The organism is Henriciella pelagia (assembly GCF_002088945.1).
GTDB lineage: Bacteria > Pseudomonadota > Alphaproteobacteria > Caulobacterales > Hyphomonadaceae > Henriciella > Henriciella pelagia.
Genome location: NZ_NCSU01000007.1, coordinates 713,859 through 729,581, shown reverse-complemented (window position 1 = coordinate 729,581; position 15,723 = coordinate 713,859). Strand labels below are relative to the sequence as shown.

Annotated in this window: 16 protein-coding genes; 10 read left to right on the top strand and 6 right to left on the bottom strand. The window is 59.7% G+C overall.

The window, feature by feature from the left end; translation table 11 throughout:
- The first annotated feature begins 53 nt into the window (after window positions 1-53).
- Window positions 54-836: a tyrosine-protein phosphatase gene (locus B8746_RS06310; RefSeq protein ID WP_084392605.1), complete on the top strand. Its 783-nt coding sequence runs from the start codon at window positions 54-56 to the stop codon at window positions 834-836.
- Between the two features lie 124 nt (window positions 837-960).
- The gene (locus tag B8746_RS06305; protein WP_084392603.1) at window positions 961-2,442 is read left to right on the top strand and encodes an MFS transporter; all 1,482 of its coding nucleotides are present in this window, start codon (window positions 961-963) and stop codon (window positions 2,440-2,442) included.
- A gap of 14 nt (window positions 2,443-2,456) precedes the next feature.
- Here the strand turns inward: B8746_RS06305 and B8746_RS06300 are convergent, their stop codons facing one another.
- Together B8746_RS06300 and B8746_RS06295 are read right to left on the bottom strand one after the other, a co-directional pair.
- A complete protein-coding gene (locus B8746_RS06300; RefSeq protein ID WP_084392600.1) occupies window positions 2,457-2,996 on the bottom strand; it encodes a TadE/TadG family type IV pilus assembly protein in 540 nt (179 codons plus the stop codon).
- A gap of 3 nt (window positions 2,997-2,999) precedes the next feature.
- On the bottom strand, window positions 3,000-3,566 hold the full coding sequence (locus B8746_RS06295; RefSeq protein ID WP_084392598.1) for a TadE/TadG family type IV pilus assembly protein: 567 nt from the start codon (window positions 3,564-3,566) through the stop codon (window positions 3,000-3,002).
- A 204-nt stretch (window positions 3,567-3,770) separates the two neighbouring features.
- Between B8746_RS06295 and ispG the strand changes: the two genes are divergently transcribed.
- Window positions 3,771-4,904 (top strand): flavodoxin-dependent (E)-4-hydroxy-3-methylbut-2-enyl-diphosphate synthase, encoded by a 1,134-nt coding sequence (gene ispG / locus B8746_RS06290; protein ID WP_084392595.1) that lies wholly within the window; start codon window positions 3,771-3,773, stop codon window positions 4,902-4,904.
- 1 nt (window position 4,905) lies between these two features.
- On the opposite strand, the gene B8746_RS06285 is transcribed toward ispG, so the two are convergent.
- A complete protein-coding gene (locus tag B8746_RS06285; protein ID WP_084392592.1) occupies window positions 4,906-6,090 on the bottom strand; it encodes an acyltransferase family protein in 1,185 nt (394 codons plus the stop codon).
- A gap of 187 nt (window positions 6,091-6,277) precedes the next feature.
- Here B8746_RS06285 and B8746_RS06280 point away from each other — a divergent pair, with 187 nt between their 5' ends.
- The 7 genes from B8746_RS06280 (at window position 6,278) to B8746_RS06250 (ending at window position 12,449) form a co-directional block, all read left to right on the top strand.
- Window positions 6,278-7,150 (top strand): LytR/AlgR family response regulator transcription factor, encoded by an 873-nt coding sequence (locus tag B8746_RS06280; RefSeq protein ID WP_158084550.1) that lies wholly within the window; start codon window positions 6,278-6,280, stop codon window positions 7,148-7,150.
- Window positions 7,151-7,208: 58 nt separating this feature from the next.
- Window positions 7,209-8,528, top strand: a complete 1,320-nt coding sequence (locus B8746_RS06275; protein ID WP_084392587.1) for an alpha/beta hydrolase family protein — start codon at window positions 7,209-7,211, stop codon at window positions 8,526-8,528.
- Between the two features lie 17 nt (window positions 8,529-8,545).
- Window positions 8,546-8,995, top strand: coding sequence for an MAPEG family protein (locus tag B8746_RS06270; protein WP_084392584.1), 450 nt, complete (start codon window positions 8,546-8,548; stop codon window positions 8,993-8,995).
- A 2-nt stretch (window positions 8,996-8,997) separates the two neighbouring features.
- On the top strand, window positions 8,998-9,672 hold the full coding sequence (locus B8746_RS06265) for a glutathione S-transferase N-terminal domain-containing protein (protein ID WP_084392582.1): 675 nt from the start codon (window positions 8,998-9,000) through the stop codon (window positions 9,670-9,672).
- 41 nt (window positions 9,673-9,713) lie between these two features.
- The gene (prfA, locus tag B8746_RS06260) at window positions 9,714-10,790 is read left to right on the top strand and encodes a peptide chain release factor 1 (RefSeq protein ID WP_084392580.1); all 1,077 of its coding nucleotides are present in this window, start codon (window positions 9,714-9,716) and stop codon (window positions 10,788-10,790) included.
- Window positions 10,783-11,637 (top strand): peptide chain release factor N(5)-glutamine methyltransferase, encoded by an 855-nt coding sequence (prmC, locus tag B8746_RS06255; protein WP_084392577.1) that lies wholly within the window; start codon window positions 10,783-10,785, stop codon window positions 11,635-11,637. Before prfA ends, prmC begins: the two co-directional genes overlap by 8 nt.
- A 179-nt stretch (window positions 11,638-11,816) precedes the next feature.
- On the top strand, window positions 11,817-12,449 hold the full coding sequence (locus B8746_RS06250; RefSeq protein ID WP_084392574.1) for a DUF4167 domain-containing protein: 633 nt from the start codon (window positions 11,817-11,819) through the stop codon (window positions 12,447-12,449).
- Window positions 12,450-12,527: 78 nt separating this feature from the next.
- Here the strand turns inward: B8746_RS06250 and B8746_RS06245 are convergent, their stop codons facing one another.
- The 3 genes from B8746_RS06245 to B8746_RS06235 form a co-directional block, all read right to left on the bottom strand.
- On the bottom strand, window positions 12,528-13,553 hold the full coding sequence (locus B8746_RS06245; RefSeq protein WP_084392572.1) for a ribonucleotide-diphosphate reductase subunit beta: 1,026 nt from the start codon (window positions 13,551-13,553) through the stop codon (window positions 12,528-12,530).
- Between the two features lie 115 nt (window positions 13,554-13,668).
- Window positions 13,669-14,700, bottom strand: a complete 1,032-nt coding sequence (locus B8746_RS06240; protein WP_084392570.1) for a lipid A deacylase LpxR family protein — start codon at window positions 14,698-14,700, stop codon at window positions 13,669-13,671.
- A 145-nt stretch (window positions 14,701-14,845) separates the two neighbouring features.
- Entirely contained in the window at window positions 14,846-15,655 is an 810-nt protein-coding gene (locus B8746_RS06235) for a lipid A-modifier LpxR family protein (RefSeq protein ID WP_143434537.1), read from the bottom strand.
- Between the last annotated feature and the right edge of the window lie 68 nt (window positions 15,656-15,723).

The following is a 15,723-nucleotide window of genomic DNA, read 5'->3' as shown; positions in this document are numbered from 1 at the left end:
GTCCAAACGCCCTAGCTGAAGCCCGGTACGGCAAGCAGAATGCGAGAGTGATAATGGACGACCGGGTCAAACCATTTGAAGGCGTGCGCAATTTCCGCGACTTTGGCGGCTATGAAGGCGCTGATGGCGCACGCATCAAGACAGGCAAGCTGTACCGCTCGGGACATTTTGGCGAAGCTACCGATCAGGACCTGACGGGCATCGAACTTCTCAACATCAAGGTGCAGGCAGATTTGCGTCGCCCGGATGAGCGCGAGCGCCATGGTGACAAGTGGCCGGTGAGCGGTGTCCAGAAGCTTTTTTCCGACCATGGCCGCGAGACAGAAGCCCCGCATGTCAACTTCCTGAAGCAGGTCGCCGTCGATGCTGAAGCCTCCAAGGGCTGGATGCGCAACTATTACGTCGAAGCGCCATACCGCCAGTCGCTCGTACCGACCTATACCGCCTGGTTCGAAATGCTTGAAACCCTACCGACCGAGGACGCCGCGCTCGTCAATTGCGCAGCCGGCAAGGACCGCACCGGCATTCTCTGCGCCCTGACCCATCACGTGCTGGGCGTGTCCATGGACGATATTTTCGTCGACTATGAGCTGACCAATACCGCTGCCCGGGCCGAGGAGCGCCTGCCGGAAGCGCGCGACTATTTCAACTCCATGCTCGGCAAGAGCTATGACGGCGAAATCTACAAGCCTTTTCTCGGCGTCGAACGGGAATTCCTTGAAGCGGCCATTGCCTCGATCGAGGAAAAGTCGGGATCGCTGGACACTTATCTGGAAGAAGCCCTCGCTGTCGGTCCGTCCCGACGCCACGCAATCCGCGAGAATCTTCTCGATTGACCGGGCCTTCGCCTCCGTCTGACTTACGCGGCGGCAAGCAAAACTAACTCTTCCCCTCTCCGCAGTTTTGATCAAGGCTGGACGCATTCAAGCGCCATCCAAGAGCGCTGCACGGAGGAAATGTATGAGCGATGCGACCCCGGCACCGGCAGAACCGATAGTAGAACCTCGAATCGATCTTGGGGGCGCGCTCGACAAGAGAGGCTTTGCCTGGGCAATCTTCGAATGGGCGCGCAATCCCTACTATATCCTCGTCATTATCTACCTTTTTGCGCCATACTTTGCGGGCGTGATCGGCAATAATCTTCTGGCCAGCGGCGAGCTTTCCGGCCTCGACGGTGAAGCGGCCCGGCGCGCGGCAAATGCCGAAGGGCAAGCCACGATTTCTTCCCTGGTCAAATATGCAGGCTTCGTTGCAGCCTTCACCGCACCCTTCCTTGGCGCAGCGCTGGACAGGGGCGGCCGGCGCAAGCCAATTCTTGCTGTCTTCCTCGGCCTGATCGCCGTCATGTCCTTTTCGCTCTGGTGGGTGAAAGCCGATGGGACCGGCATGCCCATCTGGATGGGGATGACAGCCCTCGTCCTTGCGTCCGTTGGCTACACCTATTCCGAAGTCACCCACAATGCGATGCTGAGCGTAAACGGCAGGGCGCGGTCCCTGCCCGCCATTTCCGGGCTCGGCCTTGCGCTGGGAAACCTCGCCGGCGCGCTCCTGATGCTGTTCATCGTGCTCGCCTTCGCGATGCCCGCGCTGATGGGGTGGCCATTCAGCGCGCCGCTCTTCGGGCTCGATGTCGCAAGCGGTGAACACCAACGGCTCGTCGGACCACTCGCAGCGGTCTGGCTGGCTGTGTTTTCCATCCCCTTCTTTCTCTATTCCGAGGATGGCGGCACCAAAGGCGCAAGCTGGGCAAAGGCTGCGCGCAATGGCGCCCTTGGCCTGTTCAACACAGTGAAGAAGGCGTCGGACAACAAGGAGATCCTGAAATATCTCGGTGCCCGCATGCTGTATGCCGATGGCATGGCTGCCCTCCTCGCGCTCGGCGGCGTCTATATCGGCCTATACCTGCAATGGAATGTGGTCGAGCTGTCGGCCTATGCCATCCTGGCATCCTTTTTCGCCTTCGGCGGCGGACTGGTTGGCGGCTGGCTGGATGGCCTGCTGGGGCCCAAGCGTGCCCTCATGGTCGAAATCCTCGGCATGCTCGCAACGCTGGCCTTCCAGCTGTCGATAACACCGGATGCCATCCTGTTCGGCCTGGTGCAGGGGTTCGAGATCTGGGACGGGCCGGTCTTCAATACTTTTTCGGACGTCGTTTATCTCTGTACCGCCGCGTTCATCGCCGTGACGGCAACCGCCAGCATTTCGTCCAGCCGCACGCTTCTGGTCCATCTCGCGCCGAAAGAACGGGTCGGCGAATTCTTCGGGCTTTATGCGATTGCAGGCACGGTGACGGTCTGGCTCGGTCCGTTGCTGGTCGAACTCTTCACAACCTGGTCGGGCGACCAGCGCGTCGGTATGAGTGCGATCGGCCTGCTCTTCATCCTCGGCCTTGCGGTGCTCACCACTGTGAAGTCAGGCAAGCACCCGGCGACCGAGACCTGATCCGGGATCAGGCCCTAGTCGCGGACCCGGGCGACAAAGTCAGTCCGGCGTGGACGCAGATAGAACTCGTCAGACAGGGTCTTCTTCGTGGTGAAGAGATAGCCAAGCGTCGACTCATAGTCATACTCGATCTCGGCATAGATCACCGAACCGCCAGCTGGCACCAGATCGTCTGGCACGACTTTCACCTGGTCTTCAGAATAGGCAACCATGTTGTAGCCATCGCTCCAGGCAACCTTGATCGTGCCCTCATCGTCATAAAGGCTCGAAATCCGCATGCGGGCCTCAGCGATCGGGTTTGGCTGGAAAATCATCCGGGTCGCCTCGAAGACATCAGCCAGATCGTCATCATCGATTGTCGAGGCCCGGGCCACAAGATCGCCCAGGGCAGCGGCCGAGCTCGTCACCTTGCGATCGAGCACCATCATGAATGACAGCTCGATACAGGCAAAGTAGATCAGGATCATCAGCGGTGCGATGAGCGCGAATTCGACAGCGGAAATGCCCTTGTTCGCGGCACGGAACTGACGGAGGCGGCGGGAAAAGTACATCATGGCTTAGTTTCCGAATGGCTCGTTGCGGAACACGACGGTCGATTGCAGGAGGCGCTTATTGTCCTTCAGATTGGCAAGCGGCGCGCTCAGGATCGGGGTCATCAGCTCCCACTCATAGAAGACGCGGACGACCACGATGTCATTGGCTTCACCCGGATCGAAGTCGAAGCTCGTCGTGTCGAGTTCACCATCGTCATTGATCGGGCTTGGATTGCTCGTCGAGGCGAAGTCGTCAAAGGTCTTCACATCAATCTGGATCTTGCCCTCACACTGGAACATGTCGAAGATTTCCGCGCAGATGACCTTCTCAAAATCGTCGCGTTCGAAATCCGCTGTCTGCTGCAGCTGTCCGGTCCGGATACCGCGTGCCGCTTCGTTGATGCCATGCTCGAGGACAGAAGACATGATGAAGATCACGCAGATCTCAAGCAGTCCGAATATGAGGAAGAAGAACGGAACGGCAATCATGGCGAACTCGACAGCCGCGATTCCACGCCTGTCTTGCGCCCATGATTTGAGCTTCCGAAGATATCTGGGCGCTAGCACGCCTGGAAAAATCTGGTCTGTCATAATTCCTTACGCGCTCTGATCCGGCACGCCTCTCTTGATTATTCTGGTTAACAGAGCTGCGTTTCGGTCCCGTTCAAGCGATGTATGAAATTTGATCTATTTCGCCCGACAGCCGGAAGGCGTGACATCTGGTCTGCGCCCGCCGCCTTTACCTCGCCAAAATGGAACGCCACATGCTAGAAGGAGGCGAGATCAGAGGTATCCATGAGCCACAATCCGGTCAGACCCTGGCGGTCCATCGAGCGCAGGCCGTCCCGCAAGATCCGCGTCGGATCCGTTGAAATCGGCGGAGATGCCCCGATTGCGGTGCAGACCATGACCAATACCCCCACCGAGGATGCCGCCGCGACGATCGAGCAGATCAACCGCGCGGCAGAAGCTGGGGCAGACATTGTGCGCGTTTCCTGCCCGACCGAGGACTCCACCGCCGCCATGCCTGACATCTGCCGCGAAAGCCCTGTGCCGATCGTGGCGGACATCCATTTTCATTATAAGCGGGGGATCGAAGCGGCCGATGCCGGCGCTGCCTGCCTGCGCATTAACCCTGGCAATATCGGCAGTCACGACAGGGTGAAGGAAGTCGTCGCCGCCGCCCGTGCGAATGGCTGCTCGATGCGGATCGGGGTTAATGGCGGATCGCTGGAGCGCCACCTCCTTGAGAAATATGGCGAACCCTGCCCCGAAGCCATGGTCGAGAGCGCGCTCGCGCATGCCCGCATTCTCGATGATCTTGGGTTTCATGACTACAAGATTTCGGTGAAAGCCTCGGACATGTTCCTCACCGTGGCGGCCTATCAGCAGCTGGCGGAGGCGACCGACGCGCCGCTTCACCTCGGCATCACGGAAGCTGGCGGCCTGCGCACCGGCACGGTGAAATCCTCCATCGGCATGGGAAACCTCCTCTGGATGGGCATCGGCGACACGATCCGTGTCTCGCTGTCAGCTGACCCGGTCGAGGAAGTCAAAGTCGGCTATGAAATGCTGAAATCGCTGGGGCTCAGGACCCGCGGCGTGAACATCGTCGCCTGCCCGAGCTGCGCGCGTCAGGGTTTCGATGTCATCAAGACGGTCGAGATCCTCGAACAGCGCCTCGCCCATATTTCAGAGCCGATATCGCTCTCCATCATTGGCTGCGTGGTCAATGGCCCCGGCGAAGCGGCCCTCACCGATCTCGGCTTCACCGGAGGTGGCAAGGAGAGCGGCAAGATGTTCATCTCAGGCAAGGCAGACCACAATGTCTCGAATGCCGACATGATCGATCACATTGTCGACCTCGTCGAGCAGAAAGCCGAACGGCTCCGCGATCAACGCGAAGCCGAAATGGCCGCAGCGGAGTAGACTACTCAGCAGGCTGTACGGCTGATGCTGGCAACCGCTTCGGTTTGAGCCCAAAGAGCGGTCTGAGGACACTCGACCGTCGAATGACAAACTCGTGCAACAGGGCGCAACCACCGATCGTGGCGATCAGTACCCCGGCAAACTCAACCCAGACATTCAGGCCCTGACGCGTCAACCAGAAGCCAGCCATGATAATCAGCGTCTGGTGCAGTATATACCAGGGGAAAATCGCCTCCGTCATATAGGCAAGTGCTTTGCCCGACCGGTTCAGGAAACGCTGGCCAAAACCGAAGAAGCACACGATCACAAGCCAGGCGAAAGCGGTTGTGGCGAGTTTGAGGGGAACGGCCAGCCACGGCGCCTGCACACCGACATACTCCCAGTGGTGCCGGATGGGCGTCGTTGAGAGGGCGAGGACAAGCATCAGGACAAGCGCAAGTGGAAAGGCCCGGTGGACGGCACTCCAGAAGGCCTCGTCCTTCGCCAGCACAAAGCCGGTCAGGAGGACAGTGAAGCTGTGGGCGTGGTTAGCGAAATCCCAGACAAAATTGTGCGTGGTCGGAAAGAAGGGGTCCAGGGCGATGTTGAAAAGCCAATGCGGCAGGACCGGGAGCACAAGAAGCGCCAGCACACCCCGTCGCCCGCGAAACAGCACCTCAGTCATGCGCCCGCCCACGCCATCCATCACGCGACGAACCGGCCCGGCCAGCGGAACAAGGATCAGCGTATAGGCGAGCAGGTAGACGACGTACCAGAGATGGTTCCAGGTCGGCGTGATGATTGAGAAGCTGGACCCGAAATCGAGATAGAGCGGATAGAAGGCGGTGAAACTGCCGGCGAATTCACCCTTCTCGATCAGCTCCAGATAGCTTTGCGGCGCCACGATCAGGACCATTCCGGTAAGGATCGGCAGGCCGAGACGGACAAGACGGCTCTTCACCATCTCCCACGCGGGCGTCTTGTCGGTGGCAAAACGGATAGCGATGCCGGAGATCAGGAAGAGCAGCGACAGTCGCCAGGGATTGGACAGCAGCATCAGCCATTCGGCGTCGGGGCCAGCATGGGCGCTTTTGACGTGAAAATCCCAACTCACGTAAAACATGCCCGTGTGGTAGAAAATCAGGATCATGAACGCGATGATCCGAAGCCAGTCGAGATCATGTCTGCGGGAGGAAAGCTGCGTCATGTGAGGCCTCGTATTCGGGTTACGCTACGCCCCTTGATGGTGACCGCACCGGCATACGTCACGCGCCATGCCACGAGGCGCACATCGGCGGGATGAAATCTGGCTTCCTGGGACGAATACCATTGGGGAGGGACGAAATTCGCCCTCGCCGCTTCGCCGCTCGCCCCGGCTATGGCATGGAAAGCAGATGGCTGACCGCGCCCACCATCCCGAACTTGATGCCGATCACCGGGCCGATCGGCGAACCTGGCTGATGCTGGCAGCTTTCCTGACCGTTTCCTTCTTCGTGGAAGCGCTGTCGGACCAGTATGATCACTATCGCATCGGCCAACCCGTCATTGCCGCGCCGTGGATTTCCCAGGCGACCTCGCATCTCATGATCTTCGCCTTGACGCCGTTCATCACATTCATGTTGAGCCGGTTTCCGATTACCGGTGACAGTTGGCGCAAGGCCCTTCCCATTCATCTTGCGGCGACGGTCGTCTTTTCCGCCGCGCATGTCCTGTCCATGGTGGCGCTAAGAAAAGCACTTCATCTCGGGTTTCTGGGACAGGCTTACGAGTTCGGTTTGGCCGACCCTTCCATCTGGCTGTATGAGTACCGCAAGGACGTTCTGAGCTACACCCTCATTGCCGCGATCTTTGCGCTCAACCGGCTTGTCGAACAGCGCGGGCTGGAAGCGAGGGCTGCTGAAAGCGAAGCCAGCAGTCGCCAACGCCTGACCCTGAAATCGGGCGGCCGCGTCTTTCTCGTCGATGCCGCCGACGTCATCTGGGCAAAGGCGGCATCCAATTATGTCGAAGTCGCAACACCCGGACGGACCTATCTCGCCCGCTCAACGCTGAGCGCGCTTGAAAAGCTTCTGTCAGCGGCGGGGGGAAGCCACATACGGGTGCATCGCTCATTCCTGGTCCATGGCGGGCACATAAGCGAGATCACGCCGACGGGAGACGGCAATGTCATGATCAGGCTGGATACAGGAGAGCAGATCCCCGGCTCTCGCGGATATCGCGGCCGCTTGCCGGTCGCTGCCTCACAATCTGGGGAAACATTGCCCTAGCCTCTGGGCCGCAATCCTGTCACCTGTTATCGGGAAGCTGGTCCGGAGGCATGCAATCATGAACATTGTGCTGGGCATTCTGAGCTCGGTCGGCCGGTTGATTGTCATCGGCATCCTGCTCGTCGGCATGGCAAACTGCACTCAGCTCGGGCTCAACTATGCCAGCCTCGATGTCGAGGGAAAACCCGCCGCGTATCCGCCAATTGCCCATGATGCCGAGGACTTTCTCGACCGGCGCGAAGACTGGATCCAGCGGATCGAGACCCACATTACAGGACCAATTCCGGAAGGTGTGAGCGGCCGGCTGATCGAGCACCGCGTTGTGGACGAGGCTTATTGGGACGGTCACGGCATTCTGGAAGAGTTTGTCATTGCCATTGAAGGCTCAGGCAAGCGGCGCGACTTCGTGCTGGCCGTGGCCTGGCCGAAATCTGACGGTCCGCACCCGATCATCATCAGCCAGTCCTTCTGCGGCAACCAGACGGCGTTCAACTATCCCGCGCTCACCCCGCCCCTGCCGGAGGCGCTGGACGATTTCTGCGGAGGCGGCGAGCCCTCGTTCATGGGCAGCATGGTCCAGAAGGTATTCGGACGCTTCATCTCAACCCCGCCCATGCAGCAGGTGCTCGATCGCGGCTATGCCTATGCCAGCTATTACACGTCTGAAGTGATCCCGGACTCAAAAGAGCCAGCGCGCGCGCTCCTGCCGGACTTCCCGCACGGTCCGCGCGGAGAGATTTCCGGAGCGGTCTCCGGCTGGGCCGCCGCCTGGACTGCCGCGCTCGACGTTCTGGAAGCCGATCCGCGCGTCGACACCGACCGCGAAGCCATCATGGGTCATTCACGCTCGGCGAAGTCAGCGCTCGTCGCTGGCATCTACGAGAGCCGCATCGATGCCATTGTTGCTCATCAGGCCGGCACCGGCGGCACAGCCCTCAGCCGCAACAAGCCGGGGGAAACTGTGGCCGGCATGGCCAAGCAATACCCGCACTGGTTCGCGCCAAACTATGCCAATTTTGACGCCAGAGGCCTCAACACGACGCCGGTCGACATGCATGCGCTGATTGCGCTCAACGCACCGACGCCGCTGCTCATCGGAAATGGCCGGCGCGATGTCTGGTCAGATCCGAACGGGTCCTGGCGCGCGACGCTGGAAGCCGCCCCGATCTATGCTGCTGCAGGAACAGGCGGCCTGCAGCAAGAGAATATGCAGGATGCGCCGGTCGAGGCCGACCTCGTCTTCTGGATGCGGCCCGGCGGCCATTCGATCACCCAGCGCGACTGGGATTTCTGGCTCGACTGGCTGGATAATGTCATGGCGCGAGGAGATGAGGTGCCAACGCCGACGAACAGGGTTAAAGTTGCCCCCGCCAAATAAGTTTGGGAGGCATGATAATGACATATCAAATGCAGGATCTGCTGCCGGTACTGGCACTGATCGTCTGGACACTCATCATGTGGGTCTGGATGTATGCGACGCGTATTCCGGCCATGCAGAAGGCCGGCATCAATCCCGATGACGCCCGCCACCCGGGCAGCCCCTATAATGAAAAGATCCCCGCCAGCACCCGTTCGGTCGCTGACAATTACAATCACCTGCACGAACAGCCGACCATCTTCTATGCCTTGGTCTTCTTTGCTGCGCTCACCGGCGGCGGGGACAGTATCTTCATGTATCTCGCCTGGGCCTATGTCGGCCTTCGTGTTGTGCATTCTCTGGTACAGATCCTGTCGAGCAAGGTAACGCAGCGTTTCCTTGTCTTTGCGCTGAGCTCGATCATTCTGATGGTGATGGCCGGCAAGGAAGTCATCCGCGTGCTGACCAGCTCGGCAATCGGCGCATAGGAATGATCCGGCGATTGCTCTTTCCGCTCGACTGGACGCTGTCGCTGATCGGCAGCGTCCTGCGGCTGGGCGCTGGAGGACCCGGCAAACCCGCGGTCACACCTGAAAAGCCGCTCATTCTATACGAGTTCGAGAACTGCCCGTTCTGCCGCATTGCCCGCGAAGCGATCTCGGTAACAGGTGTCCCAGTCGAAGTCCGGCCATGCCCGAAGGGCGGGACGAGGTATCGTCCCAGGGCGATCGAACTCGGTGGAAAGTCCATGTTTCCCTATCTCATCGACCCAAACACCGATGTCGCCATGTATGAAAGTGCCGACATTGCCCGCTATGTCCGCGAAACTTATGCGCCTGATGCGAAGCCGTTCATGCACCGGCTTGGACCGCTCAACCTCCTCACCTCCATCGCGCTTGTCTGGCCACGCCTGATGCGCGGGATGATGGTGAGACCGTCGCGTCAACCAGATCAGCGACTTGAATTCCAGGGCGCAGAGAATTCGCCGGCCGCCCGCATCATCCGTGAAGCGCTCTCGACCCATGAACTCGCCTACCTCTGGACCTCTCACACCGACGGGGCAGGCCTGAAACTCAAAGATCCGAATACGGGTGAAACACAGACCGGCGCGCTATCGATCCTGACCTACCTCGACCGGACCTACTGCCAGCCGATGACCGCATGAGCCCGCTTCCCCCGCTAGCCAATCCGGTTTAGAGGCGGGGCATGGCCAATATTCCAATGTCCCGCCTCGAACAGGTCATCGACCGGTTTGACGAAGTAGAAGCCCGTATGGGCTCTGTGACAGACAGCGACGAGATCGTTGCGCTGTCACGTGAGCATGCTGACCTCAAGCCCGTTGCCGACAAGGCCCGGGAGCTTGCCGATCTTCGCCAGCAGCTGAAAGATGCCGAAGCCCTGATGAAGGGTCCGGACAAGGAAATGGCAGAACTGGCCTCGGAGGAATATTACGAGATCAAGGAACAGCTTCCTGCACTCGAAAAGGAAGTCCAGCTCCTCCTCATCCCGAAGGATGTCGATGACAAGGCGAACATCGTGCTCGAAGTGCGCGCCGGGACCGGCGGCGACGAGGCCGCCCTGTTCGCTGGCGACCTGTTTCGTATGTATTCACGCTACGCCCAGCTGGAAGGCTGGAAAGTGGATGTCGTTTCCGTCTCTGAAGGCGATGTCGGCGGATACAAGGAAATCATCGCCAGTATCGAAGGCGATGGTGTCTTTGGCCGCATGAAATGGGAAAGCGGTGTGCACCGCGTCCAGCGCGTTCCGGAAACCGAGAGCGGCGGGCGCATCCATACATCCGCGGCCACGGTCGCCGTGCTTCCCGCGCCTGAGAATATCGAGATCGATATCCGCCAGGAAGACATCCGGATCGACACGATGCGTTCATCCGGCGCGGGCGGCCAGCACGTCAACACGACTGACTCGGCCGTGCGCATCACCCACCTGCCCACCGGCATCGTCACGACGAGTTCGGAAAAGTCTCAGCACGTAAACCGCGAGAAGGCGATGGAGCAGCTGAAGATCCGCCTGTATGAGCGCGAACGCGCTGAAAAGGACGCCGCCCGCGCAGAGGCCCGCGCCGAACAAATCGGCTCGGGAGACCGCTCGCAGAAGGTACGGACCTACAATTTCCCGGAGAACCGCGTCAGTGACCACCGTATCAATCTGACGCTCTACTCGCTCGACAAGATCATCACCGGCGACAAGCTGGACGATGTCATCAAGGCACTGATTGCCGAAGACCAGGCACGCAAGCTGGCTGCGATGGACGAGAATGCATGAGGATGCAACATACAAGACGGCCCTCGCCATTGCGGCGCGCCGCCTGAAATCGGCCGGCATGGCGCACGGTGCCCGCGATGCGCGTCACCTCATGCAGCATGTCAGCGGCCTGACGGCGGCAGAGCTCATTCGCGATGAAGGTGACGAGATCCCAGCCCGCACCCGCGCCGCCTTCTTCGACCTTGTCGAACGTCTGGCTGTCGGAGAGCCCTTCGAACACCTGACCGGCGAAGCGCATTTCTACGGTCTGGACTTCCGCATCACAAAGGACACGCTGATCCCTCGCGCCGACAGCGAGGTCGTCGTGGATGAAGCGCTGGCGCGCCTGCCTCTCGGACACCCGCCCAGCATTGCCGATCTCGGCACGGGCAGCGGCTGCCTGCTGGCGGCGCTCCTGGCCAATCACCCAGGCGCCAGGGGCCTTGGCATCGAACGGTCAAAGCGGGCCGCTGAAGTGGCCTATTCGAACATGGAACGACTCGGCCTCTCCGACAGGGCAGTCATTCGATGCCGAAGCTGGGAAGACTGGATGGGCTGGGACGAAGTCGACCTCGTCATTTCCAATCCACCTTATATTGCAAGCGATGTCATTCCCACGCTCGACGCAAGTGTGCGAAGCTTTGAACCGCATTCGGCACTTGATGGCGGCCGAGACGGCCTCGATGCCTATCGCAGCATCATTGATCTTGCGGCGGCACATATGAAGCCGGGCGCGTGGCTTGTCTTCGAGATCGGCTTTGACCAGCGCGCCGCTGTAACGGCACTCCTTGATAAGGCCGGTTTCAGCGCCATTTCCTGTGGACAGGACCATGGCCAGCGGGACCGGGTTGTCTCAGCCCGCAGATGAAGCGCAGCAAGGGGCTTGGCGAAGCCGCAAATGCGCGCTACAGCAGAGATCGGGCAGGCGGCTCCATTCTTGCAGGAGCCCCGCCGGGAGCAAGCGACACATTTCCGTATTTCCCGATTGGGATGTGACGCGCAGGGTCTGACTTAACGGACAAAAAAACGGGATCAGGAATTTAGCGTATGCAACGCAAGCGCGGACGTGGACGTCGGTCTGGCGGAAACAATAACAGCAACAACCCTAACCGGCATTATGAAAGCACCGGTCCGGACGTGAAAATCCGTGGCTCGGCGCAGCAGATTCTGGACAAGTACCAGCAATATGCCCGTGACGCGCTGACCGCTGGCGACCGGGTGAAGGCTGAAGCCCACTTCCAGCACGCCGAACACTATGCGCGCATCGTCGCCTCCTTCCAGAAGGACAAGCAGCGCAGCAAGAATGACGACAATACATCCGACGATAATGACAATGAGTCGGACAATGATGCGTCGGACGACAGTGACAATCAGTCGAGCGACAATTCGTCTGAAAACGACAACAACCAGTCGGAAAAGAAGCCGCGCCGCAATTCCCGCAAGTCGCGCGACAATGACGACGCTGACAGAGATCGTACCGCTGCGTCTTCTGAAGGCGAAAATGACAATGCGTCCGAGGAGGCAGCTGCTTCTGCTTCGGGCGAAGAAACCGCCAAACCGCGCCGCCGCACTTATCGCAAGAAGGCCGAGGCCGAGGCAACAGCGGGCGAGAATGATGGCGTAATGTCGACCCTGTCGCGCGGCCGCGAGGATACGAGCCCGAAAGAGGCTGCCGAATAGTCTCGTCTTCTTTATATCCGGAATGAATAAAGGGCGCCCCGAAAGGCGCCCTTTTCTGTTTGGCCTGATCGCGGCGCCCTATTCGGCCGCGACCGTCTTTTTCTGCTTGTCGAACATCGACCAGACACCCTCATCACCGTGCCACTCACCCGAGGTTGCGCCCTTGGAGTATTCTGTGGCGCGGGCCTCGAAGAAGTTGGCGTGCTCGACACCGTTCAGGATTTCCGTCAGCCACGGGATCGGGTGCTTGTCGACCCCGTAGATCGGGTCAAGCTTGAGCTGCCCCATGCGCCAGTCGGCGATGTAGCGGATATAGTTCTTGATATCCTGCGGCGTCATGCCCTGCACTTCTCCGGCCTCGAAGGCGAGGTCGATGAACTTGTCCTCGAGCTTGACGACCGTCTGGCAGCAGTCTGCGATATCGTCCTTCACGGACTTGGTCAGCGCGCCGGTCTCTTCAGCGAAGGTGTGGAACATCTTCATCATGCCTTCGCAGTGGAGCGACTCGTCGCGCACGGACCAGGAAACGATCTGCCCCATGCCCTTCATCTTGTTGAAGCGCGGGAAGTTCATCAGCATCGCGAAGGAGGCAAACAGCTGGAGCCCTTCGGTGAATCCGCCGAACACCGCCATCGAGGTCAGGATGTCCTTTTCGGTTTCGACGCCGAACTGGCCAAGATAGTCGTGCTTGGCGGCCATCTCCTCATATTCCATGAAGGCGCCAAACTCGCTGTCCGGCATGCCGATCGTCTCGAGCAGCAGCGCATAGGCCGCGATGTGAACCGTCTCCATGTTCGAGAAGGCGGCAAGCATCATGCGCACTTCAACCGGCTTGAAGAGCGGCATGTAGTTTTCCATGTAGTTCGCGCCGACCTCGACGTCGGACTGTGTGAAGAAACGGAAAATCTGTGTAAGGAGGTTGCGCTCCTTGTCGGTCAGCTTGTTCGACCAGTCCTTGCAGTCCTCGCCGAGCGGAACCTCTTCCGGCAGCCAGTGAACCTGCTGCTGGATCTTCCAGAAATCATACGCCCACGGATAACGAAACGGCTTATATGCCTTGCTTGGCTGCAGAAGGCCGGGGACCTTGATAATTCCGTCTGCCATGGGGATGCCCTTTCTGTCTCATCAGCACCACATATAGTGCCAAAACTATCCATTAACCGCAAGATATATACTGTCACTGGTTAACGCTTTCCACAGCGAATGGGAGGGCTGTGGACTAGTAGGCAATCGAGACGGAAACGGCACCGAAACGTTGTGCGCCGTCCTGACGCGCAAACTCCTCAGTGCGGTGCACATAGGTAAAAGCCAATTGCACATTGGAGATATGGACCGCCGCCCCCGCCTGGATGTCGCCGACAACCTTGTTGCGATCAGCGACACGCGCGCCATCCCTGAACGCATTGCCATCAAGGAACATGTCGCGGAAGACAAAGCGCGAATCAACGCCAGCAAAGAGGTAGCCACCGAAGGCCTGGGCAGGCGAGAAGGTGCCGGCCCCCGTCAGGGCCGGTCGGATGCGCGGCGGCCCAAAGTCAGATTCGAGATCCCAGCCGATGCGGCCAACAAGGCCTGTGCCAGCATAGGTGCGCACATTGCCAAGCGCGCCGCCGCCATACACGCCGTAGTCAGTCTCTATTCCGAAAGGCAGGCTGGGCCCGTCAAACAGAGCCATACGTTGCGCCACAAGCTCGATGCCGATTTCGTCCTTCAGCTGATAGTCCCAGCCCATCGGCTTCTGGTAGTTGATGAGGTCATGCCACTGGCTCTGGACGTAATCACCTGCCGCGGATGGGCCGACCACGCCGAGATTGAGCTGCAGGCTATCCTGAATGTGGTCATCCGACGCGACGGCAGTGCCCGACATGTAAAGCCAGCCCGCATAAGGCCGGTCGTCCGGGTCTGGCACGGTGGCCGTAATGTCTTCCGGCGTGAAAATGGCGTGCGATAGAGCAAGCCCCTGGCGCAGGCGTTTGCGGTCAAGATCCAGGAAAGGCAGCTGATCGGCGGCCCAGCGCAGCACCGGCGAGACATGATTGGCCGGCGACACGCGCTCAATCCGAAGGCCATTTGTGTAGTTGCGGTCAGTACCGCCAAAGAGGTCATTCTCGGAAGTAACCGACCAGACGCCGCGATTGAGCAGGTAGGACGGCGCATCTTCGGGCACCTCGACACCCTGCGCAGTCGCACTGCCTGTTGTGTACAGCATCCCTGCGGACAGGACGGAAATCAGGATGTGGCGTGAAGGCATGAGCGGTGCGCACTGAAAGATTGGTGTGCAGCGCTATAGCGCTCATGCATACGACCCGTCAGCTTACAATGCTGACATTGGCTGTGGTCATTTTGTGACAGAATCGCGTCCAGCCTGCGAAGGCAGTGGCACGTCCGCGCCGGCCTTATTTGCGGATGGTGAAGCTGACACCAGCGAAATCTTCGGTTTCCTCGCCGCGCACGCCACGCTCGCGATATTCAACTTCCCGCCGGATATAGCTCAGTGAAAGCTGGCCATCGCCGCGGGTAAAGGAAACGCCGGCCTGCATGTCGCCAACCGTGACCTGGTCGCGAAGCGCCATGCGATTGGTGAAATTGCGGTCCTGGTCAGGCTCGTAGACGAGCGCTTCGCCATCCGCGCCTGCAAACAGGTACCAGCCGGTGGCTTCGACGTCCTTGCCCCGCTGGTCGAAATTCTGACCGATGCGGAGTTCACCACCAACGCGGCGCTGTTCGAACTGACCATCTGTCGAAACGCTCACACGGGGAACAAAGCCGAGGTCAAAGCCGAGGCCGGTCTGCGCGTCAGCTGCTGAAAAGGCTAGCGACGCCCCAAAGTCGCGTACATTGCGGACTGGATTGGTGAGGTTGGAAGCCGCGCGGCGGCCTTCGAAGTTACGGATACCCTGCGCATTGGAGATGCGCATGGTGGAAAGCTGGCCGGCGGTCGCGAAATCAATGTTCAGGGCCGGCACGCCCGAAGGCACCGGTGCCAATGACAAGCCTTCAACATTCGTTGTCTCAGATCTCTGGAAGGCGAGCTTTGATTCGGCATCAACCAGAGGGAGAGGGCGGTCCTGGCCGGAGACGGCCTCGAACCGGTTGATAGGCGCGTGAGACCGCAGCTCCGGGACCTGCTGGCACCCCTGACAGCCGATAAACGCAAATGTTGAAGCAGCGATCAACATGGCTTTCCTGACACCTCTCACGGTCATTTTCTCCCCGTACTCTGGGGAAAGCCTGACCCTACACGTTTAACTTAACATGAACACAAACCCCTTCC